This window comes from Ruegeria sp. ABD4_443 (assembly GCF_056160865.1).
Genome location: NZ_JBSWYA010000004.1, coordinates 170,615 through 194,478, shown reverse-complemented (window position 1 = coordinate 194,478; position 23,864 = coordinate 170,615). Strand labels below are relative to the sequence as shown.

24 protein-coding genes are annotated in these 23,864 nt (G+C 60.0%); 12 read left to right on the top strand and 12 right to left on the bottom strand.

Annotation, left to right across the window (positions count from 1 at the left end; translation table 11 throughout):
• Window positions 1-39: 39 nt before the first annotated feature.
• Entirely contained in the window at window positions 40-621 is a 582-nt protein-coding gene (locus ACXAG8_RS09930; protein WP_475223708.1) for a helix-turn-helix domain-containing protein, read from the top strand.
• A 168-nt stretch (window positions 622-789) separates the two neighbouring features.
• Here the strand turns inward: ACXAG8_RS09930 and ACXAG8_RS09925 are convergent, their stop codons facing one another.
• Together ACXAG8_RS09925 and ACXAG8_RS09920 are read right to left on the bottom strand one after the other, a co-directional pair.
• Window positions 790-2,391 carry a BCCT family transporter gene (locus ACXAG8_RS09925; protein WP_475223707.1) on the bottom strand — a complete coding sequence of 534 codons (1,602 nt, stop codon included), beginning with the start codon at window positions 2,389-2,391 and terminating at the stop codon, window positions 790-792.
• A gap of 252 nt (window positions 2,392-2,643) precedes the next feature.
• Window positions 2,644-4,209 carry an arylsulfatase gene (locus tag ACXAG8_RS09920; RefSeq protein ID WP_475223706.1) on the bottom strand — a complete coding sequence of 522 codons (1,566 nt, stop codon included), beginning with the start codon at window positions 4,207-4,209 and terminating at the stop codon, window positions 2,644-2,646.
• A 123-nt stretch (window positions 4,210-4,332) separates the two neighbouring features.
• On the opposite strand from ACXAG8_RS09920, the gene ACXAG8_RS09915 reads away from it, so the two are divergent.
• From ACXAG8_RS09915 to ACXAG8_RS09900, 4 genes are all read left to right on the top strand, one after another.
• A complete protein-coding gene (locus tag ACXAG8_RS09915) occupies window positions 4,333-5,235 on the top strand; it encodes a LysR family transcriptional regulator (protein ID WP_475223705.1) in 903 nt (300 codons plus the stop codon).
• A gap of 177 nt (window positions 5,236-5,412) precedes the next feature.
• Window positions 5,413-7,563 (top strand): polyribonucleotide nucleotidyltransferase, encoded by a 2,151-nt coding sequence (pnp, locus tag ACXAG8_RS09910; RefSeq protein WP_475223704.1) that lies wholly within the window; start codon window positions 5,413-5,415, stop codon window positions 7,561-7,563.
• A 178-nt stretch (window positions 7,564-7,741) separates the two neighbouring features.
• Window positions 7,742-8,743, top strand: coding sequence for a Hint domain-containing protein (locus tag ACXAG8_RS09905; RefSeq protein WP_475223703.1), 1,002 nt, complete (start codon window positions 7,742-7,744; stop codon window positions 8,741-8,743).
• Between the two features lie 129 nt (window positions 8,744-8,872).
• Window positions 8,873-9,604, top strand: a complete 732-nt coding sequence (locus ACXAG8_RS09900; RefSeq protein WP_475223702.1) for a glycosyltransferase family 25 protein — start codon at window positions 8,873-8,875, stop codon at window positions 9,602-9,604.
• Between the two features lie 75 nt (window positions 9,605-9,679).
• Here ACXAG8_RS09900 and ACXAG8_RS09895 read toward each other — a convergent pair whose 3' ends face one another.
• Entirely contained in the window at window positions 9,680-10,330 is a 651-nt protein-coding gene (locus ACXAG8_RS09895; RefSeq protein WP_475223701.1) for a peroxiredoxin, read from the bottom strand.
• A gap of 234 nt (window positions 10,331-10,564) precedes the next feature.
• Between ACXAG8_RS09895 and ACXAG8_RS09890 the strand changes: the two genes are divergently transcribed.
• On the top strand, window positions 10,565-12,004 hold the full coding sequence (locus tag ACXAG8_RS09890) for an aldehyde dehydrogenase family protein (protein ID WP_475223700.1): 1,440 nt from the start codon (window positions 10,565-10,567) through the stop codon (window positions 12,002-12,004).
• Between the two features lie 57 nt (window positions 12,005-12,061).
• Here the strand turns inward: ACXAG8_RS09890 and ACXAG8_RS09885 are convergent, their stop codons facing one another.
• Together ACXAG8_RS09885 and ACXAG8_RS09880 are read right to left on the bottom strand one after the other, a co-directional pair.
• Complete coding sequence (locus ACXAG8_RS09885; protein WP_475223699.1) at window positions 12,062-12,496, bottom strand: glyoxalase superfamily protein; 435 nt, start codon at window positions 12,494-12,496, stop codon at window positions 12,062-12,064.
• A gap of 180 nt (window positions 12,497-12,676) precedes the next feature.
• A complete protein-coding gene (locus tag ACXAG8_RS09880; protein ID WP_475223698.1) occupies window positions 12,677-13,528 on the bottom strand; it encodes a methylated-DNA--[protein]-cysteine S-methyltransferase in 852 nt (283 codons plus the stop codon).
• 121 nt (window positions 13,529-13,649) lie between these two features.
• On the opposite strand from ACXAG8_RS09880, the gene nth reads away from it, so the two are divergent.
• The 3 genes from nth (at window position 13,650) to ACXAG8_RS09865 (ending at window position 15,932) form a co-directional block, all read left to right on the top strand.
• Window positions 13,650-14,294, top strand: coding sequence for an endonuclease III (gene nth, locus ACXAG8_RS09875; protein ID WP_475223697.1), 645 nt, complete (start codon window positions 13,650-13,652; stop codon window positions 14,292-14,294).
• Window positions 14,291-15,280: an adenosine kinase gene (locus ACXAG8_RS09870; RefSeq protein WP_475223696.1), complete on the top strand. Its 990-nt coding sequence runs from the start codon at window positions 14,291-14,293 to the stop codon at window positions 15,278-15,280. The genes nth and ACXAG8_RS09870 overlap by 4 nt, the downstream gene beginning before the upstream one ends.
• A 109-nt stretch (window positions 15,281-15,389) precedes the next feature.
• A complete protein-coding gene (locus ACXAG8_RS09865) occupies window positions 15,390-15,932 on the top strand; it encodes a hypothetical protein (protein ID WP_475223695.1) in 543 nt (180 codons plus the stop codon).
• Between the two features lie 52 nt (window positions 15,933-15,984).
• Here ACXAG8_RS09865 and ACXAG8_RS09860 read toward each other — a convergent pair whose 3' ends face one another.
• A complete protein-coding gene (locus ACXAG8_RS09860) occupies window positions 15,985-16,470 on the bottom strand; it encodes an RNA pyrophosphohydrolase (protein ID WP_475223694.1) in 486 nt (161 codons plus the stop codon).
• A 136-nt stretch (window positions 16,471-16,606) separates the two neighbouring features.
• Between ACXAG8_RS09860 and ACXAG8_RS09855 the strand changes: the two genes are divergently transcribed.
• Window positions 16,607-18,634, top strand: a complete 2,028-nt coding sequence (locus tag ACXAG8_RS09855) for an FAD-dependent oxidoreductase (RefSeq protein WP_475223693.1) — start codon at window positions 16,607-16,609, stop codon at window positions 18,632-18,634.
• 18 nt (window positions 18,635-18,652) lie between these two features.
• Here ACXAG8_RS09855 and ACXAG8_RS09850 read toward each other — a convergent pair whose 3' ends face one another.
• From ACXAG8_RS09850 to ACXAG8_RS09840, 3 genes are all read right to left on the bottom strand, one after another.
• Window positions 18,653-19,261, bottom strand: coding sequence for a LysE family translocator (locus ACXAG8_RS09850; protein WP_475223692.1), 609 nt, complete (start codon window positions 19,259-19,261; stop codon window positions 18,653-18,655).
• Window positions 19,262-19,324: 63 nt separating this feature from the next.
• Window positions 19,325-19,669, bottom strand: a complete 345-nt coding sequence (locus ACXAG8_RS09845; protein WP_475223691.1) for an antibiotic biosynthesis monooxygenase family protein — start codon at window positions 19,667-19,669, stop codon at window positions 19,325-19,327.
• Window positions 19,666-19,989, bottom strand: coding sequence for an NIPSNAP family protein (locus tag ACXAG8_RS09840; protein WP_475223690.1), 324 nt, complete (start codon window positions 19,987-19,989; stop codon window positions 19,666-19,668). Before ACXAG8_RS09840 ends, ACXAG8_RS09845 begins: the two co-directional genes overlap by 4 nt.
• A gap of 73 nt (window positions 19,990-20,062) precedes the next feature.
• Between ACXAG8_RS09840 and ACXAG8_RS09835 the strand changes: the two genes are divergently transcribed.
• Window positions 20,063-20,743, top strand: a complete 681-nt coding sequence (locus ACXAG8_RS09835) for an ArsR/SmtB family transcription factor (RefSeq protein ID WP_475223689.1) — start codon at window positions 20,063-20,065, stop codon at window positions 20,741-20,743.
• Between the two features lie 3 nt (window positions 20,744-20,746).
• Here the strand turns inward: ACXAG8_RS09835 and ACXAG8_RS09830 are convergent, their stop codons facing one another.
• Window positions 20,747-21,187 (bottom strand): DUF4399 domain-containing protein, encoded by a 441-nt coding sequence (locus ACXAG8_RS09830; RefSeq protein ID WP_475223688.1) that lies wholly within the window; start codon window positions 21,185-21,187, stop codon window positions 20,747-20,749.
• A 226-nt stretch (window positions 21,188-21,413) separates the two neighbouring features.
• Between ACXAG8_RS09830 and ACXAG8_RS09825 the strand changes: the two genes are divergently transcribed.
• The gene (locus ACXAG8_RS09825) at window positions 21,414-22,319 is read left to right on the top strand and encodes a LysR family transcriptional regulator (protein WP_475223687.1); all 906 of its coding nucleotides are present in this window, start codon (window positions 21,414-21,416) and stop codon (window positions 22,317-22,319) included.
• Window positions 22,320-22,387: 68 nt separating this feature from the next.
• On the opposite strand, the gene ACXAG8_RS09820 is transcribed toward ACXAG8_RS09825, so the two are convergent.
• Window positions 22,388-23,290, bottom strand: coding sequence for an OmpA family protein (locus ACXAG8_RS09820; RefSeq protein WP_475223686.1), 903 nt, complete (start codon window positions 23,288-23,290; stop codon window positions 22,388-22,390).
• Complete coding sequence (locus ACXAG8_RS09815) at window positions 23,287-23,859, bottom strand: peroxidase-related enzyme (RefSeq protein WP_475223685.1); 573 nt, start codon at window positions 23,857-23,859, stop codon at window positions 23,287-23,289. The genes ACXAG8_RS09820 and ACXAG8_RS09815 overlap by 4 nt, the downstream gene beginning before the upstream one ends.
• Window positions 23,860-23,864 lie beyond the last annotated feature (5 nt).

Here is a 23,864-nt window from a genome sequence, read left to right as displayed (position 1 = left end):
GGCGGAAAAGTTGAGTGAAGTGAAACAGTCGAGGGCAAAATGCTATCTGAAACACTGTCACAAGGCCTCGCGAACTACCGAATCGGCCCCAAGATTCGGGCGTTGCGCACGGGCAAGTCGCTGGGCCTGACGCAGCTTGGGTCCCACACGGGGCTGTCTGCGGGCATGCTTTCAAAGATCGAAACGGGCCAGGTGGTCCCGACATTGCCGACGTTGATGCGGATTGCGCTGGTATTCGGTGTCGGGCTTGAACATTTCTTTGAGGAATCCGAGGCACCCCTGCTTGAGGTCATTCGCGCAAAAGCGCGCATCCGTCTGCCGAATACGACTGAAACCATGCCGAGCTTCTTTTTCGAGAGCCTGGACTTTCCCGTAAATGACCGCCCCGTTGACGCCTATTTGGCCGAGTTCCTGCCCAGGACATCCCGCACGGATCCCCATGAACATTCAGGCATCGAACTGGTTTATGTCATTTCCGGAGAGATCGAGATCACGATCCACGACAAGACCCACAAACTGGGCGCACGGGATTCAATGTACTTTGAGTCTCAGTACCCGCATTCCTACAAATGCAGCGGCGAGGACAAGGCAACCGCCATCGTGGTTGCTGCAAAGGGGTAAGGGTAACGCGGCCTTATCCGGCGTGCACCTGCGCGGCTTGGGTGCCTGACGCCCCCCGGGGTTGTGTCCGGGCAACCAAACAGTCGGCCCCGGCATCGGACGTCCTGCGAAATGCTGTCGCCCAAACGCCCGCAACTGACGGGCGTTTGGGCCATTGGTCGAAACCGTTTACATTTTTGCTTTTTCCGATTTCAGCGCCAGCCACAGGCAGTAGCACATCATCAGAACAACCAGGGTGAACGGGATACCGGTTGAAACCGCCGCGCCTTGCAGGGCGCTGAGGCCGCCGCCCAACAGCAATGCGATGGCAACCAGACCTTCGAGCGTACACCAGAACACGCGCTGAACCACCGGCGCGTCCATCTTGCCGCCTGCGGTGATCGTGTCGATCACCAACGAGCCGGAATCGGACGAGGTGACAAAGAAGATCACGATCAGAACCAGCGCAATCGGGGCCACGATACTGTAAAGTGGAAGTTCCTTGAGGAACCCGAACAGCGCGCCTTCGGGCGCATAGCTGTCGATCACCGTGGCGCGAACACCTTCGGCACCGCCTGTGTTCAGCATGTCAATCGCCGCGCCGCCAAAGGTCGACATCCACAGCGCACAGACCGCCGTGGGCGCCAACAGGGCGCAGATGATGAATTCGCGCACGGTGCGGCCCTTTGAAATGCGGGCAATGAACATGCCGACAAAGGGCGACCAGGCAATCCACCAGGCCCAGTAAAAGGTCGTCCAGCCGTGGAAATAGCTGGTGTCTTCACGGCCAAACGGGTTCGACAGGGCCGGCAGCTTCATCACGTAATCGCCCATCACGCTGAAATAGCGCGCAATAGCCGCACCGAAACCGGTGACCGCGATCACAAAGACAAACAGACCAACGGCCATGATCATGTTGATCTCGCTCAGCCGCTTGACGCCCGCATCCATCCCCATCAGGACCGAGCCCAGCGCAATCATGGTGATACCGATGATCAGCAGCACAACGACCGTTGGGCTGGGTTCGATGCCAAAGACTTCGTACAGCCCGGCCGCGACCTGCTGTGCCCCAAGGCCAAGCGAGGTCGTAAGGCCGAACAGCGTGGCAAACACCGCCAGCGTGTCGATGATATGACCCCACCAGCCCCAGACGCGTTCACCAAGGATCGGGTAAAAGGCCGACCGAAGGGTCAGCGGCAGGTCCAGGTTATAGGCAAAGATCGCCAGGCTCAGACCAACGGCGGCGTAGATCGCCCAGCCTTCCAGCCCCCAGTGGTGGATCGTGCCGACGATACCGATATATTCATTCCCCGGCACGGCGATGTCGATGCCCAATGGGCGTGCATTTCCGTCTTCGGCAAAGTTGTAATAGACCGGCTCCATCACTCCGAAGAACAGCAAGCCGATGCCGATACCGGCCGCAAACATCATCGCGATCCAGCCAGCGTAAGAGTAATCGGGCTTGGCATCCTTGCCGCCGATGCGCACCTTTCCCACCGGCAGTACGATCAGCACCAGACAAAACAGGGTGATTGCATCCACCGACAATACCAGGAACCAGTCGAACGTGCTGGTCAGCCAGGGCCGAAGCCAGCCAAAGAACGTGGCCGCAGCTTCCTGGTTGGCCAGTGCGATCAGCACGAAAGCAAAGATCAGGATGCTCGAGATCAAAAAGACCGGGTTGTGGATGTCCAGACCGAAGGGCCGGACGTTATCCTGCCCAAGCTCATATTCCGTTTCGAAATCATAGATCCGCGGATCGGGATCCAGCATTTTCTTTGATTGTGTCATGCGACTGCCCTCTGCTCGCCAGGTACAAACGCCAAGGTATTCGACCGAAGGACGGGAAAGAGTGTTGAACCCCCTTGGCGCGTTTCCGTCATTTCGACCGCAGGATTTATGGTAACAGGCTACACCGACAGCAAAATTTCGCAAATGCATTCGCATGTCGGAATGTTTACCGAGGTCTTCATCGCGAAACGCCTGCCAAAAGGCGGGCGTTCCGGACGAGGGGGAATCCGCGTCTTTTTGCAAGGTATCAGGCTATTGGGACATGCCGCCTTCGGTGCTGACCTGTTCCTGAACATGGGCCTCGTTGCTGACCGCAGCCCCGCGGGGCGGGAAATCGGCGAACGTCGTCAGATGCGCCTGGACCAGTCGGGCAGCAGGACCAAAGGCCCACATCTTGTTGCCCATCCAGCGGGTGTACATGCCGGATTCCTCGGCCGCCTTCTCATAGGGATCACGGCGCAGGTTGAACAGCAAGGGCGCGTTCAGTTCCTCTTTGGGGCCAGCCCAGCCTTTTTCCTGAATGGTAAAATGCGCCTTCCAGTCGTTATAGCGAACGGCCTGCAGGTCGGTGCCTTCGTAATAGACGATTTCCTTGCGGTTGCTTGGGGTTTCGCCGGTCAGGTAGGACAGCTGGTTATAGCCATCCAGATGCACCTGATACCCTTCGTACCCCTCCAGCAGATCGGCCGGCAGGTCATTCGATCCGCCTGCGGCGGCGACAAGGGTTGGCATCCAGTCCATACCGGCGAAGATGCCGTTCAGAACCTGGCCTTCGGCGATCTTGCCCGGCCAGCGGATGATGGCAGGTACGCGGAACCCGCCCTCCCAGGTGGTGCCCTTTTCGCCGTGGAACGGCGTGGTGCCCCCGTCCGGCCATGTCATGGTTTCGGGCCCGTTATCCGAGGTGAAGATAACAATCGTATTGTCGCTGATCCCCAGTTCGTCCAGATGCGCCACGACCTTTCCGACATTGTCGTCCAGTTCCTTCATGACCACATCCTGCAGGCCGCGCCCGTCACCCAGCATCGCCTCGTATTCCGGGCTGAGATGGGTCCAGACATGCGCGCGGGCCGGGGCCATCCAGACAAAGAACGGGGTATCGCTGTCCACGGCCCGATCGATAAAGTCGATCGTGTGGGCGGTCACCTCATCGTCCAGGGTTTTCTGGCGCTCTGGCGGTGCGGGGCCGTCATCGGTGATCCGCTGCTTGCCCACCGGTCCCCAGCGCGGATCGACGGTTTCATCGACCGTATCAGTGGCAAAGGAATGAATGATGTTGCGCGGGCCGAACTGGGCGGTGAATTCGGGATCATCCGGCCAGTCCGGGTCAGAGGTGTATTCCATCGCGTTGAGATGATAGAGCCAGCCCCAATATTCGTCGAAGCCTTTGACCGTGGGCAGAAACTTGTTCAGGTCGCCCAGATGGTTCTTGCCGAATTGCCCCGTGGTATAACCCAGGGATTTGAGCATATTGGCCATGGTCGGGTCTTCGTCGCTGAGCCCGACCGGGTCGCCGGGCAAGCCAACGGTGTGCATGCCGGTACGCACCGGAAACTGGCCGGTGATAAAGGCCGACCGCCCGGCCGTACAGCTGGGCTGCGCATAGTAATCCGTCAGTCGCGCGCCCTGGGCGGCCAGCTGGTCCAGATTCGGCGTCTGGATGCTTTTGACCCCCTGATGATAGCTGCCAAGGCTGGCCCAGCCGACATCGTCGGCCATGATGACCAGAATATTGGGCTTTTCCGTATCGGCCAAACCAATCGATGCCGACGCACACAAGACGGCAACGGCGCTTGTAATCGCTCTGATCTGAAACACGTGCTGAAACTCCTGATTGTGATACCCGGTCCTAGACCTTGTTTTGTTCTTGTCGCAACTTGCGCCTTCACCATTTCAGGTTTTGGAATTAAAACTCGAAAACCTGAAACCAAAGGGGCGCCGATGCTGTCTGAAAAATCACTGTCTGCATTTATGCTTTTGGCGGAAACCTCCAACTTTCAGCAAGCTGCCAAGCGGATGGGTGTGTCGAACGCATCGCTGTCGCGCTATATATCCCTGGCCGAAGAACAGGTTGGTTTCACGCTGTTCAATCGTCAGCGCGGCAACAGCACACTGACACGCAAGGGCCAGGCTTTTCTGCCCGTTGCGAAAAAGCTGCAATCTGACCTGACAGCCTGCGCCGATCTGGCCACGCGAATTCGGCTTGAGACCGATCAGGTTGTGCATGTCGGGTGCGGTCCCCTGACGCCCCGGACCTTGATCTACCCAGCGCTGCGCGCCGCACAGGCCGAATATCCGGGTTTGCGCGCCCGCATTGATGTCAGCGCCCGCCAGGCCCCGATTGCCATGCTCGAACAAGGCGCAATCGACATTTATGTCGGCGACCTGACCCACACTGCCGAGGCCGAGAATATCGAGCTGATGATGTTCGAGAAACGCGCCGTTGTATTTGCCGCCCATGTTTCGCACCCGCTGCACAACCTTGAAAGCCCCAGCCTGAACGACGTGTTTTCGTACCCCTTTGCTTCGCCGCATTTGCACAAGCATTGGCGGGCCGCCATTGCACAGGCCCTGGGCGGCACCGCCGAAGCGTCGGCAAAGGTCGATGCCATGCCAACGGTTGAAAGCGATGATTACGCCTTGCTGACGACCCTGCTGCACGACGGCACTTTCGTTGTCGGCGGCATGCCGGAAACCTTTGCCGATATCGTCGCAGACGGTGAAATCGGTTTTGTCCAGGCGACGCCCCAGATCCGCTGGAACATCTGTGCCGCGCGGAGCACCGGCGAACATCACGCGGCGGCACAGGTTTTCTGGGAAAAGCTACGGGACCTGTCGGAATGAAACCGAAATCGCTTCCCCTTTCCTTTGCACGCATTCTCATGTATGCGCGCGGTATCTGAGACGTTGTGCCCTGACCCCGGCACTCGAACGGAAGATAAATGGGGTCGGCGGCAATGGGGCCGCCATGCAAAACGGGAGACCCGCAGGGGCGGGAGTGCTCTCATCTAGGATACGCATATGTTTGATGTAACAAAGAAATCAATGCAGTGGGGCGAAGAAACGCTGACACTGGAATCCGGCAAGGTTGCCCGTCAGGCTGACGGCAGCGTGATTGCCACGCTGGGCGAAACCAGCGTCATGGCAAACGTGACCTTTGCACGGGCGCAAAAACCAGGTCAGGACTTTTTCCCGCTGACCGTACACTACCAAGAAAAATACTATGCCGCCGGTAAGGTTCCGGGTGGCTTTTTCAAGCGCGAGGCGCGCCCGACTGAAAAGGAAACGCTGACCGCGCGTCTGATCGACCGTCCGATCCGCCCGCTTTTCGTTGACGGCTTCAAGAACGAAGTTCTGGTCATGTGCACCGTGCTGTCCCACGATCTGGTCAATGATCCCGATATCGTTGCAATGATCGCGGCATCCGCTGCGCTGACCATTTCCGGCGCGCCGTTCATGGGCCCGATCGCCGGTGCCCGCGTTGGTTTCGAAGACGGTGAATACGTCCTGAACCCGACCGTGGATGACATGCAGGACCTGCGCCTGAACCCCGAACAGCGTCTGGATCTGGTTGTTGCCGGTACCAAAGACGCCGTGATGATGGTGGAATCCGAGGCTTATGAACTGTCCGAGGCCGAAATGCTGGGCGCGGTAAACTTCGCGCACGCGCAGATTCAGCCGGTGATCGACCTGATCATCAGCCTGGCCGAAGAAGCGGCAAAAGAGCCGTTTGATTTCCAGGCGCCGGATTATTCCGAGCTGTACGCCGCCGTCAAAGCCGCCGGTGAAGAGCAAATGCGCGCCGCCTTCGCAATCACCGACAAGCAAGAGCGCACCGCCGCTGTTGCCGCGGCCCGCGAAGCGATCAAGGAAGCGCTGACCGAAGAACAGCTGGAAGACGGCAACCTCGGTTCCGCAATGAAAAAGCTGGAAGCCGGTATTCTGCGCGGCGACGTCGTCAAGGGCGGCAAGCGGATCGACGGTCGGTCGACCACCGATATCCGTTCGATCGTTGCAGAAACCTCGATGCTGCCGCGGACCCACGGTTCCGCCCTGTTCACCCGTGGTGAAACACAGGCGCTGGCCGTGACCACGCTGGGCACCGGTGACGACGAACAGTTCATCGACGCGCTGCATGGCAACTTCAAATCGAACTTCCTGCTGCATTACAACTTCCCTCCCTATTCGGTTGGTGAAGTTGGCCGCGTGGGTGGCCCCGGCCGTCGTGAGATCGGCCACGGCAAGCTGGCATGGCGCGCCCTGCAGGCGGTTCTGCCTGCGGCGACCGATTTCCCTTACACGATCCGTATCGTGTCCGAGATCACCGAATCCAACGGCTCCAGCTCGATGGCGTCGGTCTGCGGCGGTTCGCTGTCGATGATGGATGCGGGTGTTCCGCTGAAAGCACCGGTTGCCGGTGTGGCCATGGGCCTGATCCTGGAAGATGACGGCGATTACGCCATCCTGTCGGATATTCTGGGTGACGAAGACCACCTCGGCGACATGGACTTCAAGGTTGCGGGTACCGAAAACGGCATCACCTCGCTGCAGATGGACATCAAGGTTGCGGGCATCACGCCCGAGATCATGGAAAAAGCCCTGGCCCAGGCCAAGGACGGCCGGATGCACATCCTGGCTGAGATGGGCAAAGCCCTGTCCGAGACCAACGAATTCTCGGTCCACGCCCCGCGCATCGAAACCATGAACATCCCGACCGACAAGATCCGCGAAGTGATCGGCTCGGGCGGTAAGGTCATCCGCGAGATCGTCGAGGTTTCGGGTGCCAAGGTCGACATCAACGACGACGGCGTGATCAAGATCGCCTCGCCCGATGGTGAATCGATCAAGAAGGCCTATGAGATGATCCACTCGATCGTCGCCGAGCCGGAAGAGGGCCAGGTCTATACCGGTAAAGTGGTCAAGATCGTCGACTTTGGCGCCTTCGTGAACTTCTTTGGCAAGCGCGACGGTCTGGTCCACGTGTCCCAGATCGAAAACCGCCGCCTGAACCACCCCTCGGACGTTCTGAAGGAAGGTCAGGAAGTTAAGGTCAAGCTCTTGGGCTTTGACGATCGTGGCAAGGTCCGCCTGTCGATGAAAGTCGTCGATCAGGAAACCGGCGAAGAAATCGTGCCCGAGAAAAAAGAAAAGAAAGAGGAAAGCGCCGACTAATTCGGCCACCGCTTTCGGAAATGAAAGGCCCCGGTCAATGACCGGGGCCTTTTTTGTGAGGTGGCAGGAACCGGTCACCCCTTTTGAAACCCGGCGCCTTCTGAAACCCCTGTAAATTCACCCTTTCTGCGGGTATGATGGGGCAAGCAGTTTCGTATCAACCAGGCAGTTCCCGCTCATGTCATTCATTACAATCCTCGAAATCAACGGCGACCCGCTTAGCAACACGAATGTCACGGTCCTGAACAGCTATCAGGTCGAAGTCATCGACAATGACAATTTGCTGGAAGACCCGGACGCTGATGGCGGCCAACAGCTGGATGTAAGCGGTGTGCCAGGTTTCCAAGGGGATTCAACCAATTTCCAGACTTTCGAAACCTATGCCGGCGATATCGGCGGCCAACCCGTCACTTTTACGCTCGTTCAGTTTTCCAACCCGCAATACATCATCGTCACCTCCGGCGATGTTTCGGTCGGTGACACGATCGCAAACACAAATAACTCGATCATCGGCGCACAACCTTCGCTATACGAATCGCTGCCGTCCTTTGTCTGTTTCACCTCTGGGTCGTTGATCCTGACCCCCACCGGCCCCCGCCTGATCGAAACATTGAATCCGGGCGACCTGGTTGTTGTCGGCGATGGCAGCAGCAAACCGGTCCGCTGGATCGGCCGCCGGAACCTGTCCGCCGCAGAACTGAAACAGGACCCGCGGTTCTGTCCGGTCCGCGTCAAGGCAGGCGGTCTGGGCCCCGAACGCCCCAGCCGCGACCTGCTGGTATCCCCGCAACACCGGATTGCCGTCGCCTCGGCCGAAATCGAACTGCACCACTTTGCACCCATGATGCTGGCCCCCGCCAAGGGTCTGGTGAACGGGGCAGATATCGAACAACTGCCGCCTGACCAGGATGTCGAATACATCCACATCCTGTTTGACCAGCATGAATTGGTGAATGTCGAAGGCGTCTGGTCTGAATCCTTCTATCCCGGCGATTTCACCCTTGGCGCAATGGCGCCTGCGGTTCAACGCGAACTCCGCACCCTGTTTCCCGAGATTTTCCAGGGAAACGGGGCCTATGGTGAGACCGCGCTGCCGGTTCTGAAACCCTACGAGGTGGACATGCTGCGCGCCAACCTGTCCACACCCGACGGCAACACCCCCCTGCCCGCCGGTCACTGACCCCGGCAAGGCGGACCACAAAACAGAATTTCCCTGGCAAGGGGCCACCTTGCCCCGATGGCCAATCCCGGCCTGAAACGGACCGGTTTCGCTTTCCCAGCCCGACTGCCTGCTTTATGCAAGGATGTCATGCGATCCTTTGTCATTCATATGCCGGCCAGTACCGCGCGGCGCGCCAATGCCGAACAGCTTTGCCGCGACCTGCCGCAGGCAGAACTGTTCGAGGCGGTAAACGGCCGCGACCCCGATCAGGTCTCGGACGTGGTACTGCACCCCGGTAACCTGCATCGCCCCCATTACCCATTTGCCCTGCGCCCCGCCGAAATCGGTGTCTTTCAAAGCCACCGGCGTATCTGGCGCAAACTCGTCGACGAAAAGATCGACCTGGCCATCATCGCCGAAGACGACCTGAGGATCGACACCCGGCGGATGACAGCGGCGCTGGAAATGTTGGAAACGATTGCAACGGCAGACCACTATATCCGCATCCCGGTCAAACAGCGCGAAACCCCCGCCCAAATACTGGCCCAACAGGACGGGCTGCGCCTGATCCTGCCAAAGGTCATCGGGCTGCAATGCGTGTGCCAAATCGTCGGTCGCAACGCCGCCGCACGCCTGCTGGCCGCAACGGATCAGATCGACCGGCCCGTCGACACTTTCCTGCAAATGCACTGGCTCACGGATCAGCCAATTCACGCACTGCAGGGCAGCGGAAACCAGGAAGTCGCACAGGAAATCGGCGGCTCGACCATTCAGGCCAAACCACCGCTGACAGACAAGCTGACCCGCGAATTCAAACGCGCGTCATATCGGGCGAAACTGCACCTGAAACCACAGCACCCGCCTGCTTCATCTGGCTAAAAGTATCCTCGGGGGGAAACCCCGCCACCCGGCGGGGTTGGGGGGCAGACAGCCCCCCCCGTGACCCGATCAGTCTCAGCTCGGCGCCTTGGTCTTGCGCAGATACGGAAAAATCGTTTCAAACTCACCAAACTTCGCCTTGGCGTCTTCGTTCGAAACGGTCGGCGGGATGATCACATCCTCACCCGGCACCCAGTTCGCCGGTGTCGCAACCCCCTTGGACGACATCTGCAAACCATCCAGCGCCCGCAAGATCTCGGCAAAGTTCCGGCCAACGGTCATCGGATAAGTCATCGACAGCTTCAACTGCTTGTCCGGCCCGATGACAAAGACCGAACGCACGGTCGCGCTGTCGGCCGGGGTACGGCCGTCTGGCAGATAGGCTTCGGCGGGCAGCATGTCGAACGCCTTGGAAACCGCCAGCCCGTCATCGGCAATGATCGGAAAGCCGGGATTGGCCTTGCCATAGGCCTCGATGTCCTTTTTCCACTTCTTGTGATCCTCGACCCCGTCGACCGACACGCCGATCACCTTGGTGTTGCGCGCCGCCCATTCGTCATTCAACTGCGCCACGGCGGAAAACTCGGTGGTGCAGACCGGCGTGAAATCCTTGGGGTGCGAGAACAGGATCGCCCAGCTGTCGCCGATCCAATCGTGGAACTGGATCGTCCCCTGGTCCGTTTCCGCGGTGAAATTCGGTACGGTATCGTTGATGCGCAAACCCATGGGGCATCTCCTCTCATTGCATGAAAACCGACTCGGTTGCCGTAAACCTAAACACTTTGCGCTCAGGTTAAACCACCTGCGTCCGATTGCCGTGCCCAAAACCCAGGACCGGCAACCGGTCCCGCGGATATTGTCCCGAAATTCTGCCCCTTGCCCGACCTGCACACCGGTGACACAGTGGCCCCGATAACCGACCGCCCGGTCGATTGATTCCTGTTCGGGAGAGTACGAACCATGATCGAAAAACGCGATTTCTACATCAACGGAAAATGGGTCGCCCCGTCATCAGCGCATGATTTCAAGGTCATCGACCCCTCGACCGAAGACCCCTGCGCGGTCATTTCGCTGGGCTCCGAGGCGGACACGAACGCCGCCGTTGCCGCAGCCAAGGCCGCCCTGCCCGGCTGGATGGCGACCCCGGTCGAAGACCGCATCGCGCTGGTCGAAAAGCTGGTCGACGCCTATGCCGCACGTTCCGAAGACCTGGCGCAGGCCATGTCGACAGAGATGGGCGCGCCGATCGACATGGCACGGACCCAGCAATCCGGCGCCGGCACATGGCACCTGAAAAACTTCATCCGTGCTGCCCGGGCGTTTCAGTTCGACCGCCCGCTGGGCGATCACGCGCCCAACGACCGGATCATCTATGAAGCGGTCGGCGTGGCGGCGCTGATCACGCCGTGGAACTGGCCGATGAACCAGATCACGCTGAAAGTGGGCGCTGCGGCAATCGCGGGCTGCACAATGGTGCTGAAACCGTCGGAACAAAGCCCGCTGAACGCAATGATCTTTGCCGAATTGATGGACGAGGCAGGATTCCCCCCCGGCGTGTTCAACCTTGTCAACGGCGACGGCGCGGGCGTCGGCTCGCAGCTTTCGGCGCATCCGGATGTCGACATGGTCAGCTTCACCGGCTCAACCCGCGCGGGCACGGCAATTTCCAAGAACGCCGCCGAGACGCTCAAGAAAGTGCATCTGGAACTGGGCGGCAAGGGCGCGAATGTTGTCTTTGCCGATGCCGATGAAAAGGCCGTCAAACGCGGTGTGCTGCACATGATGAACAACACCGGCCAAAGCTGCAACGCGCCCAGCCGTATGCTGGTGCAACGCCCGATCTACGATCAGGCGGTGGCGACGGCGGCCGAGGTGGCGAACAAGGTCTCGGTCGGGCCCGCGTCGCAAGAAGGCCGCCATATCGGCCCGGTCGTGAACGAGGTGCAGTGGACCAAGATTCAGGACCTGATCCAGAAAGGCATCGACGAAGGCGCGCGCCTCGTGGCCGGTGGCACCGGGCGTCCCGAGGGGCTGAACAAGGGTTTCTATGTCCGCCCCACTGTGTTTGCCGATGCCAACAACCAGATGACCATCGCGCGCGAGGAAATCTTTGGCCCGGTCCTGACCATGATCCCCTTTGATACCGAGGAAGAGGCCGTCGAAATCGCCAATGACACGCCCTATGGGCTGACCAATTATGTCCAGACACAGGACGGTGCCCGCGCCAACCGCATGGCGCGCGTGTTGCGGTCGGGCATGGTCGAGATGAACGGGCAATCGCGCAGCGCCGGTTCGCCCTTTGGCGGCATGAAGCAATCGGGCAACGGGCGCGAAGGCGGCGTCTGGGGGCTTGAGGATTTCCTTGAGGTCAAGGCCGTCGGCGGCTGGGCTGCCGAATAACAAGACGACCTTTTCAAGTGTTTAGGGCGAGGCACATCGCGTGCCTCGCCCTTTTTCCTAGGCCGGCCGGACCACAAGCTGCGGTTCGCCATCCGATGTTTTCCGGGGCGACCGCCCGTCCCATCCGATTTCGCCGCTGACGCGCTGGCGAAAGGACGAAAAGCTGTCGAACCGGACCACATCAACGGGCTGATCGAACTGAAGCGTGACGCGACGCCGCGCGCCATCCCCCAGAACGGTCATACCGCGAATTTCCGCCGTAAACGGCTGACCCAGATAGTGTCCGGCAACCCTGTCGCCAACCCGCAGACGCATCCGGTTGCCGACACTGGCATACAGCGTATTCCAGTCTCGGGCGCCGAATTGATGCGCAATCATTTCCAACGCTTCGCCGTGGGACAGCGAAACACCGCTGCCGCGCAGTTTCTCGCGCAGACGTTTCGCCTGCGCCTTCAGTTCGTCGATCGAAGGGATCGTTTCCGAATTTTCCATTTCTTGCCTCGTTTCCAAAAACGGGCGCATGATCAGGACGGGGCTCGCATTGCCATCCGCGCGCCGGGAAAGGGCAACAGATGTTTCTTCTGAACCGGGTTTCACCTTGGCCAAATGACCGCGAGCGGCAGGGGACCCGAACCTGCGGCGCCTTTTGGCAGGCCAAAACCCCGCTGTCAATCAGGCATCGGCCTGTGCCGCCTCAAAGGCCAGCATGGCGCGCTTGACGGGCAGCCCCCAGTGATAACCACCCAAGCCCCCCGATTTGCGCAGCGCCCGGTGACAGGGGATCAGCCAGCTGACCGGGTTTCGGCCCACCGCCGTGCCCACCGCCCGCACCGCCTGCGGTGACCCCACGCGCTGTGCAATCTCGGAATAGGTGGTGACCTGCCCCGAGGGGATATGCATCAGCGCCTCCCAGACCTTGATCTGCAGGGGCGAGCCGATCAGATACAATGGCGTCGGCTCCAAACGGCCACCCGCTGCGCCAAAAGCGCTCAAAACCCAAGGATGCAGGCGCATCGGGTCTTCTACGAACGCGGCCTGCGGCCATCGCGACAGCATGTCCTCCATCGCCTCTTCCTCGCCGGTTTCGGCGCCGAAGGCGATGCCACAGATGCCCTTGTCCGTACCCATGACCAGTGCCGGGCCAAAGGGGCTTTCGAACCAGCCCCAAAAAATCGTCAGGCCCGCGCCCCTGCGGGCGTATTCACCGGGGCTCATGGATTCCCATTTCAGGAACAGATCGTGCAGGCGCCCGCTGCCCGAGAGGCCGACATTATGCGCGGTCTCAAGCGTCGTGAACCGTTCGCGCAGCAACGCCTTGGCGTGGCCCAATGTCAGGTATTGCTGATACCGCTTGGGCGACACGCCGGTCCAGCGTGAGAACAGGCGCTGAAAATGCGCGGGGCTCATATCCATCTGGCGGGCCAGTTCCTCAAGGCTGAGGGTTTCACCGCCCTGGTCGATCAACTCGATCGCCCGGCGCATGACGTTATAGTGATAGCCGCCTTCACGGGTCTGGACATTCATGGCGTGCACCTCTTGCTCAACTGCTCCGATCTTAGCCGCTCGGCCGCGGCCAGGGCGACCCGAAACTTGCGCATTGGCTTTGGGCTTGTGTCACTGACCAACGGGCGGCATTAAGGCGCGGATGGCAAAGCAACTTGATTACCACACGATCCGCGAGATCTTTACGCGTTTCCAGGACGCCGACCCCGATCCCAAGGGTGAGCTGGATCATGTGAACGTCTACACCCTGGTCGTCGCGGTGGCGCTGTCGGCGCAAGCCACCGATGCGGGGGTCAACAAGGCCACGCGCGCGCTGTTCCAGATCGCCGATACGCCGCAAAAGATGCTGGATCTGGGCGAAGAGGGTCTGATCGAACATATCAAGACCATCGGCCTGTTTCGCCAGAAGGCCAAGAACGTCATCAAACTCAGCCGCATTCTGGTTGACGACTATGGCGGCGAAGTGCCCAATTCCCGCGCCGCGCTGCAATCGCTGCCCGGTGTCGGGCGCAAGACCGCCAATGTTGTTCTGAACATGTGGTGGCGGTATCCGGCGCAGGCGGTGGACACGCATATCTTTCGCGTCGGCAACCGCACCGGCATCTGCCCGGGCAAACATGTGGACGCAGTTGAACGCGCCATCGAAGACAACATTCCGGTCGATTTTCAGCTGCATGCGCATCACTGGCTGATTCTGCACGGCCGCTATCATTGCAAGGCGCGCAAGCCGCAATGCCCCACCTGCATCATCCGCGATCTCTGTCAATTCGAGGACAAAACCCAATGAAAACCTACCAGCTTGTCGGCATCGGAAATGCCGTTGTGGACGTGATTTCCCAGGCCGATGACAATTTCCTTGAACTGATGGGGATCGAAAAGGGCATCATGCAACTGATCGAACGCGACCGGGGCGAGGTGCTGTATGGCGCGATGGAAAGCCGCGTGCAGACGCCGGGCGGTTCGGTCGCCAACACCATCGCGGGGGCTGGCGCGCTGGGGCTTGAGGCCGCTTTCATCGGGCGCGTCCATGACGACGCGCTGGGACGCTTCTATGCCGATGCAATGAACGAAGACGGGGTCGATTTCGTCAACCCTCCGGTCGCGGGCGGCGAACTGCCGACCTCGCGCTCGATGATCTTTGTGTCGCCCGATGGCGAGCGGTCGATGAACACCTATCTGGGCATCTCGTCCGAGCTGTCCTCGAAAGACGTATCCAGCGACGTGGCGGGCAACAGCCAGATCATGTTCCTTGAAGGCTATTTGTTCGACAAGGAAAAGGGCAAGGCCGCGTTTCTTGAGGCCGCGCGCGACTGCCACAAGGGCGGCGGCAAGACCGGCATCGCCATCTCCGACCCGTTCTGCGTCGAACGGCACCGGTCCGACTTCCTGCTGCTGATCGAGCATGAGCTGGATTTCGTCATCGGCAACGAAGCCGAGATCAAATCGCTGTTCGAAACCGACGATCTTGAGGAAGCGCTGGCGAAAACGGCTGAGATCTGCCCTCTGGTCGTCTGCACCCGGTCCGGCGACGGGGTGACGGTGCTGAACGGCGAGGCCCGCATCGACGTACCCGTGCAAAAGGTCGTGCCTGTGGATGCCACCGGCGCCGGCGACCAGTTCGCCGCCGGTTTCCTGTTCGGCATGGCCACGGGTCGCGATTACGAGACCTGCGCCCGCATGGGCAATGTCTGCGCCCGCGAGGTGATCAGCCATATCGGACCCCGCCCCGAGGCGAATATGGTCGAGTTGCTGCGGGAAGAGGGGCTGGTTTGAAGGGGGCCGTTTTGCGGGACAAAGTTGCCGTTGAATAGCTTCGAGCCAGACTTTTTTATTTACGCCATAAACCCAGTAAGCAAAAGTAACTTTGAATGCAGGATGGCCATTGAAACTTCTTACTCACTTGATGGCTATCGCCACAATTTTGTTTGCACAGACAAGCTTTGCAGAAGGCACTCGCTTTGGTCGCCTTGACGGGTCATACCTCATCGCCAACCTTGAAAAAGAGGGAATCTGGTCTGCCGAGTTCAATGAAGCATTTATCAAGTACACCTGCTTAGAATGCGCTTCTCCGGTCACAGCTATCTTGGAAGCCATCACGCCTTATAGGTTTGAACACTATGGAAGTTTGAGCGAAAGGTATCTTTCAGAACGTAAGATATTTTGTGCAGAATTAGTGGTAAGCGGCACCGGTCGATGCCTGAAGACAAGTTCAACACGTATGCGCGGAGACGCTTTATCAGGATTTGTCTCTGAGCAAGACATTGCAAGTCGGCGGGAGATCGAAATCGTGTTCTTTTACCATGAAAGAGAGTTTGGCCCTGAATTAATCCGAACCAAGATATTGCTCGAAGATGGAGCAATCTTACCAATTGATGCCTTAGAAATGTTTCGAGCGCATATGGCAAAACTTACGGTGTTCTGGTGAAGGAACAGTTTGCGTAGCTTGTAAGTTTGGGCTCGAAGCAGACAAACAGCCCTCACCCCAAATACGCCCCAAACGCCTCCACCACTTTCATGTAAACATCCCGCTTGAACGGCACGATCTCTTCGATCAGCCGGGCTGGCTCCTGCCATTTCCACCGGGTGAACTCGGGATGATCGGTTTCGATGTTGATCTGCTCGTCCTTCCCCAGAAACCGCATCAGGTACCATTTCTGCTCCTGCCCGCGATAACGGCCTTTCCAGATCTTCGGCACGATGTCGTGAGGCAGGTCATAGGGCAGCCAGCCTTCGGTCTCGGCGATGATCTCAACCAGATCGGCGGTGACGCCGGTTTCTTCCCACAGTTCGCGCAGCGCCGCATCGCGGGGGTCTTCGCCCTTGTCCACGCCGCCCTGCGGCATCTGCCAGGCATCCTTGTGGCGGTCGTTGCGCTGGCCGACGAAAATCTGGCCCTGCGCATTCATCAGCATCAGCCCGACACAGGGGCGATAGGGCAGTTTGGCGATTTCTTCGGGGGTCATGCGCGGCCTCATGGGTTGTTCGGTCCACCTGTAACAAGCACCGTCAGGTCCGCAAAGGGGGTGACGTTAGGTTTCGCGTGACAAGCTTTACGTTCACGTCAATCTAACCCTCGTATTTCGGGAGGGAGAGTTCGCCATGACTGCGTACCCAAACATGCTGGCCCCGCTGGACCTGGGCTTTACCACGCTGAAAAACCGCGTGCTTATGGGTTCGATGCACACAGGGCTTGAGGAAACCGGCGACTGGAACCGGGTGGCCGAGTTCTATGCCGATCGTGCCCGCGGCGGTGTGGCGCTGATGGTGACGGGCGGGATTGGTCCAAACCTCGAAGGCTCGGTTCTGCCCGGCGCGTCGATGATGACCAACGACAAAGAGGTCACGAACCACGCAATCGTCACCCGGCGCGTGCATGAGGCGGGCGGCAAGATCGCCATGCAGATCCTGCATGCGGGGCGCTATGCTTATGGGCCGAAATGCGTGGCACCCAGCCCGGTGAAATCTCCGATCTCGCCCTTTCCGCCGAATGAGCTGGATGAAGACGGGATCAAGAAGCAGATCAGCGATATCGTCAACGCGGCAGTTCTGGCCCAAAAAGCGGGCTATGACGGGGTCGAGATCATGGGGTCCGAGGGGTATTTCCTGAACCAGTTCCTGGTCACCCACACCAACAAGCGCACTGACCGCTGGGGCGGGTCTTATGAAAACCGGATGCGCCTGCCAATCGAAGTGGTGCGCCGCACGCGTGAGGCCGTGGGCACCGATTTCATCATCATCTATCGCCTGTCGATGATTGACCTGATCCCCAACGGTTCCACCCATGACGAGGTTGTCGAACTGGCGCAGCGCATCGAACAGGCCGGAGCCACGATCATCAACACCGGCATCGGCTGGCATGAGGCGCGGATTCCGACGATTGCCACCAGCGTTCCGCGCGCGGCCTTTGCATGGGTAACCAAGAAATTGATGGGCAAGGTGGGCATCCCGGTGATCACCTCGAACCGGATCAACTCGCCCGAGGTCGCCGAAGAGGTCCTGTCGACCGGTTGCGCCGACATGGTGTCGCTGGCCCGGCCCATGCTGGCCGATGCGGATTTCGTGAACAAGGCCATCGCCGGTCAATCCGCGCAGATCGCGCCCTGCATCGCCTGCAACCAGGCCTGCCTGGACCACACGTTCAGCGGCAAGCTGACCTCGTGCCTGGTCAATCCGCGCGCCTGCCACGAGACCGAATTGGTCATCACCAAGGCGGATGCGGCGAAAAAGGTTGCCATCGTGGGCGCGGGCCCGGCGGGTCTGTCCACCGCCATGACCGCCGCCCAGCGCGGCCATGACGTGACCCTGTTCGACCGCGCCGCCGAGATTGGCGGGCAGTTGAACATGGCAAAGCAGGTTCCGGGGAAAGAGGAGTTCTGGGGGCTGGTCGACTGGTACCGCACGATGATTGCGGACCTGGGTGTTCGGGTCGAGTTGAACTGCGACGTATCAGCGGATGATCTTGTCGGCTTTGACGAGGTTGTCATCGCCACCGGCGTCACCCCGCGCGACCCGCAGATTCCGGGGCAGGACCGCGACAATGTGATCAGCTATATCGACGTGCTGCGCGACAAGGCCGAGGTCGGGAAATCCGCCGCGGTAATCGGCGCGGGCGGTATTGGCTTTGACGTGTCGGAATTCCTGCTGGAAGACGGCCACAGCCCGACCATCGATCTGCCCCTATGGATGAAGGAATGGGGCGTGACCGACCCCGCAGAGCATCGATCGGGCCTTGCCCCCGAAGGGCCTCAGCCTGCGGCGCCAAAGCGGCAGGTCACGTTGCTGCAACGCAAGAAACAGGCGCATGGCAAGGGGCTGGGCAAGACAACCGGCTGGATTCACCGCGCCACGCTGAAGATGAAGGATGTCAATTTCGTGGGCGGCGTGAATTACGAACGCATCGACGATGACGGCCTGCATGTCAGCTTTGGCGAGGACCGCGCGGACCCAACCGTCATCGCCGCCGATACGATTGTTCTGTGTTCCGGTCAGGTCTCGGAACGGTCACTGGCCGACACGCTGATCGAACGTGGGATCGGGTGTCATGTGATCGGCGGTGCGGATGTGGCCGCCGAGCTGGACGCCAAGCGCGCCATCAACCAGGGCACCCGGTTGGCGGCAGAGCTGTGAGCCAAAGGCCCTGTCGGTCTAATCCGCCAGGGCCAGCTTGACGCCCAACGCACCAAAAGCTGTCGCAAAGCAGCGCCTGATCCACGCCATGACAGAGGGGCGCCGGATGACATAGTCGCGCGCCAGGGCTGCACAGGCCCCATAGGCGACAAAGACAACCAGCGTCATCGCCATGAAGACAAGCGCAAGCATGATCAACTGGGCACTGGCATTTGCCGTACCGGCGGGCAGAAATTGCGGCAGGAAGGCCAGAAAGAACAGCGACAGCTTTGGATTGAGCACATTGATCAGGATGCCGGTGACCACGGTTTTGCGGTAGCCTGCCGCGGATTTATCGGTGCTGAGCTCCATCGCGCCACCGTCCCGCACGATGCCCCATGCCATATAAAACAGGTACAGGACGCCAAGGTATTTGAGCACCTGAAACGCCAGTGCACTTGTGTGCAGCAGGGCCGCAAGCCCGATGATGCTGGCCACGGCCGCCGGGACAATTCCCAGCGTGCAGCCGATCGCCGCCGCCGTGCTGGCGCGAAAGCCGCGGCCAAGCCCGACGGCCAGCGTATAGATAACGCCGGTGCCGGGCAACAAGACCACGATCAGCGAGGTCAGAATGAATTCCAAAGACATCGGCAACCCTTTCAATTCCGTCACATGCTTTCCCAGATTTGACGGCAAGTAAAGGCGCGGGTTTCAACGCCTCGGTTTGCGCAGGTCTTCCGGCACCTGATCCCGGTCGGTCAGACCATAATCGCGAGACACGGTAGCCACCCGCAGGCGGTAACCCTGAAACAATCCCGCTCGTCCGCGCGATTGCGCCCCGCGATGTTGGGTCATGCCACGCCATTCCGCCACCGCCGCCTCGCCCCGCCAAAAGGACAGCGACAAGTATTTGCCGGGCGAGGCCAGGCTTTGAAACCGCTCGACCGAGATAAAGCCGTCGATCTGGTCCAGCAGCGGCCTCAGGTCGGCCGCGATGTCCAGATAGGTCTGGGTTTCGCCTTCGGCTGGTTCGACCTCAAAAATGACTGCGATCATGCGGTCTCTCCCTTCGGTGTGGACACGCGTTTGAGCCAGGTCCGGTCCTCGCGCAGGATAAAGCGTTCCTTTTGGGCAAAGGCATAGTTCTGCTGACCCAGCGGGTCGACTGCCAGACGAGCACGATAGGCTTCGTATTCGGCCAGATTGGGAATGTCGTAGATGCCATAGGCCAGCGTCGAAGACCCTTCGTGCGGGGCGTAGTAACCGATCAGGTCGGCGCCGCAGCGCGGGATCGCCTGCCCCCAATTGCGCGCATAGGTTTGAAACTGGTCTTTCCTTGTCGGGTCGATCTGGTAGCGGATGATACAGGTCAGCATGGTGGCCTCCGGTTGGGTACGGGGTTCAGAATACCCTCTTGGATGACGCTCATGTTTCGACTATGATCGAACTATGAAAGACGGACCGGATATCGCACAGATCGCAGCACTGATCGGTGACCCTGCGCGCGCGAACATGCTGTCGGCGCTGATGTCGGGCAAGGCGCTGACCGCCGGAGAACTTGCGCGCGAGGCTGGCATCAGCCCGCAAACCGCCAGTTCCCATCTGAGAAAACTGCTGGATGGCGGATTGGTCCGTGTCCGCGGACAGGGGCGCCACAAATATTACGGGCTGTCTGGCGAAGACGTGGCACTTGCGTTGGAAAACCTGATGGGTCTGGCCGCAAGGCGTGGGCACCTGCGCACACGCACTGGCCCAAATGACGCCGAAATGCGGGATGCGCGGGTCTGCTATAACCACCTGGCCGGCAGCAAGGGCGTGCAGTTGTTCACCGCCATGCGCGCCAAGGGGTTCGTGACCGTGACTGATGACACGGTCGCCTTGACCGAATCCGGGGCCCGGTTCTGCACCGGATTTGGCATTGATCTTGCCGCCCTGAACAAAAGCCGCGCCCCGCTGTGCCGACCCTGCCTGGACTGGAGCGAGCGGGAAACGCACCTGGCCGGCAAGCTGGGCCGCGCGATGCTGGCGCGGATGGAACAGATCGGCTGGCTGGCGCGCAAACCCGACAGCCGCGTTATCAGGTTCACCCGTATTGGCGCCGCGCAGTTTGCCGAGCAGTTCAGAGTCTGACCGTCATTCGACCGTGATTGTTATGACGTCGGAAACAACCGGCGTGGCATGCGGAACGTGGCCTGCATCCCCCAATACCAGTTGCAGCGTGTGCGCCCCCGGCGCAAGGTCCAGCGTTACCTCGGTCTGGCCGCCACCGAAATGCAGGTGATTGTCATCCGCCGGGATGCCATAGGCCAGCTCATCCGCGCCATCAGCGCCCTGCCCCAGCGGCGGGCGGTCGATCAAAAGGTGATGGTGGCCCGTATTTTCCTTTTCCGTTCCAGCCGGGGCAACGCCCATACCGCTGAGGCCAAACACGACAGTAACGGGCGATTGAACCGTATCGCCATCCGCCAGATTCACGAAATACACTTTTGCATCGGGGCTGGCAGGCGTTTCACCCCCGGCCATTGCGACAGACGCAATCAGGCTAAGGGCGGCGGCGGCAAAAAACGTTTTCATAATTTCCTCCTTGGTCACAATCTTGCCATTCTGAGCATAACATGGTCGGCCAATCACGGGAAAAACCCGGCAGAAACAGGCCCGTGGCCATTTGGAAACCACTGTTTCCGCGTTTCCGTACAGCAAACGATCCGATTCAAATCCCTGATATTATCCCATGTATGCCCCGTTTCCGCCCAGATTGGCGGCCAATGTCAGGCAAAGAACCAAGACCTGGGGTAGAAGTATGGACCGACTGACCGAAATGGAGGCCTTCGCCAATGTGGTGGACCAGGGCGGCTTTACCGATGCGGCCAAGAAGATGGGCATTTCCAAATCGGCCGTGTCAAAACACGTGTCGAGCCTTGAGGCACGATTGGGTGCGCGCCTGCTGAACCGCACGACCCGTCGCGTTTCACCGACCGAGATCGGTCTGGCCTATTATGACCGCGCGCGCCGCGTCCTGAACGATGCAGGTGAGGCCGATGCGCTGGTCACGTCGATGCAATCAGCACCGTCGGGGCTGTTGCGTATCAGCGTGGCGACCGATTTTGGCGTGAACCACTTGTCGCCGGTCCTGTCGGATTTCCTGTCGGCCTTCCCCGACATCACCGTGAACATGGTGCTGAACAACCGATATGTTGAGCTGATCTCGGAAGGGTTCGACGTCGCCGTTCGCATCGGCGAACTTGAAGACAGCACATTGCGCGCCCGCAAGCTGACCGAAACGGTCAAGCGCATGGTGGCCGCGCCCAGCTATGTCGAAAAATTCGGCCGCCCCCTGAAGATCGACGACCTGAATGAACACAAGCTGCTGCACTATTCCAGCCAATCTTCGGGCAATGTCTGGAAACTGACCGCGCCTTCGGGCGAAAAACGGCAGGTCCGCACCGCCGGATGGCTCAGCGTGAATGACGGGCAGTCGCTGCTGAACGCCGCCATCTCAGGGCTGGGGATCGCCTATCTGCCCAGCTATCTGTATGCGGATGCGTTGAAATCGGGCGAGGTGGTCGACGCCATGCCCTCACTGCCTGACGAGGTTCAGGGCGTATACGCGGTTTACCCGCCGGGCCGGTTTACCCAGCCCAAGGTCCGGGCCTTCATTGATTTTCTCGTCGATTCCTTTGCTGAAAAAGGTCCGATGGACTGGTGAATTCTCCCCGTGGAAACTGGACGGCCCGCATCACCTGATGCGGGTCTTTTTTTCCCGGGCACCGGAGTTTAATTGACCAGCAATACCGCCGCGACCCGGCGGTTCAGGTCGCGGCCCTGCGCTGTCGCATTTGACGTAATCGGCGCCAGGTAACCCACGCCTTTCGCCTCGATCCGGTCCGGCGCGACGCCATGGGCGTCGATCAGCCGGGTGCGAACGGCCTCGGCGCGCCGGGTGCTGACGGCAATATTGGTCTGCAGATCACCGGTATCATCGGTATGGCCAACTAAAGCCAGCCGGGTTCCCGGATTGGCGGCCAGATAGGCTGCCAGCCGGGTCAATGACGGGAAAGGTCCGGGGCCAAGCGCCACCTCGCCGGTCTGAAAGCTGAGATCCCTCAGGGTGACGTGCCCGTCCTGCACCAGGGTCGAAATCAGCGCATCGCTGCCGGGCTCGGGGGGTCGGGCCGTCGGTGTCAGCGCAGGCGCGGACAGGTCCGATGTCACCCGGATCAGTTGAACCCACCCGTCCGGCGCATTGCGGCTGACCAGCAGGCTCAGCACATCCGTGCCGCGTTGGGCAGACAGGAACCGATAGTCATTGATGGCGACATACATATCCGGCGTTGGCACGACCTCGGTCCCGTACCGGAAGTCAAAGCCGCCACAGGCGCGCGCTTCGCACTGAAACAGGATTTCGTAGCCCTGCGCCTCGATCTGTTCGCGCATCGGCGCCATGATCTGCAAGGTCGTGCTTGCCCCGACCTGCATGCGCCAGGTGAACCGTTCGACGCGCCCTTCGACCTGGCGCACCGGTATTGTGCCGTCAGCAAAGACACCAACCGGAAGATCATAGCTGTCCAATGCACTGGTCCGCTCGCTTACCAGGCGCGACCCGGCGGGCAGGGTCAGGTCCTGCGCGACCGCAGGACCGCAAAGGGTCATGATCAGCAGGGCAAGCGTACGGATCATCGGTGTTGCGCGTGATATTCCGGGTTCGGGACCATGGCCGTCGCGCTGGCAACGCGGTTGGACATGTTGAAAAACCCGGCCACGTTGGCGATGTCCCAGATATCGCGGTCCGAAAACCCCGCATCGCGCAGGGCCTGGCGGTCCGGTTCTTCGATTTCGGCGCTGGCGGTGGTCATCTTTGCCGCGAAATCCAACATTGCTCGTTGTCGCGTATCCAGCGGCGCGACGCGGTAGTTCATCACCAGCATTTCGCCCAATTGCGGATCACCCGACAGCTGCCGGACAGCCGCGCCATGGGCGACAAGGCAGTAAAAGCATTTGTTGATCGACGAAACGACCACGGCAATCATTTCGCGTTCCAGCTTGGTCAGGCCGCTATCGGCCAGCATCAGGTCGTTATACATCGCTGTAAAGGTGTTCAGCTTGTCGATGTCGAACGCGTTGGCCTTCAGCACGTTCGGGATCATGCCCAGCTTTTCAACGCAGATGTCGAAATATTTCTGGGTCTCGGGGGGCAGCGGGTCCACCATGGGCAGATCCAGCGCGGTGGGCTTGTCCTGATCGGTCACGATTG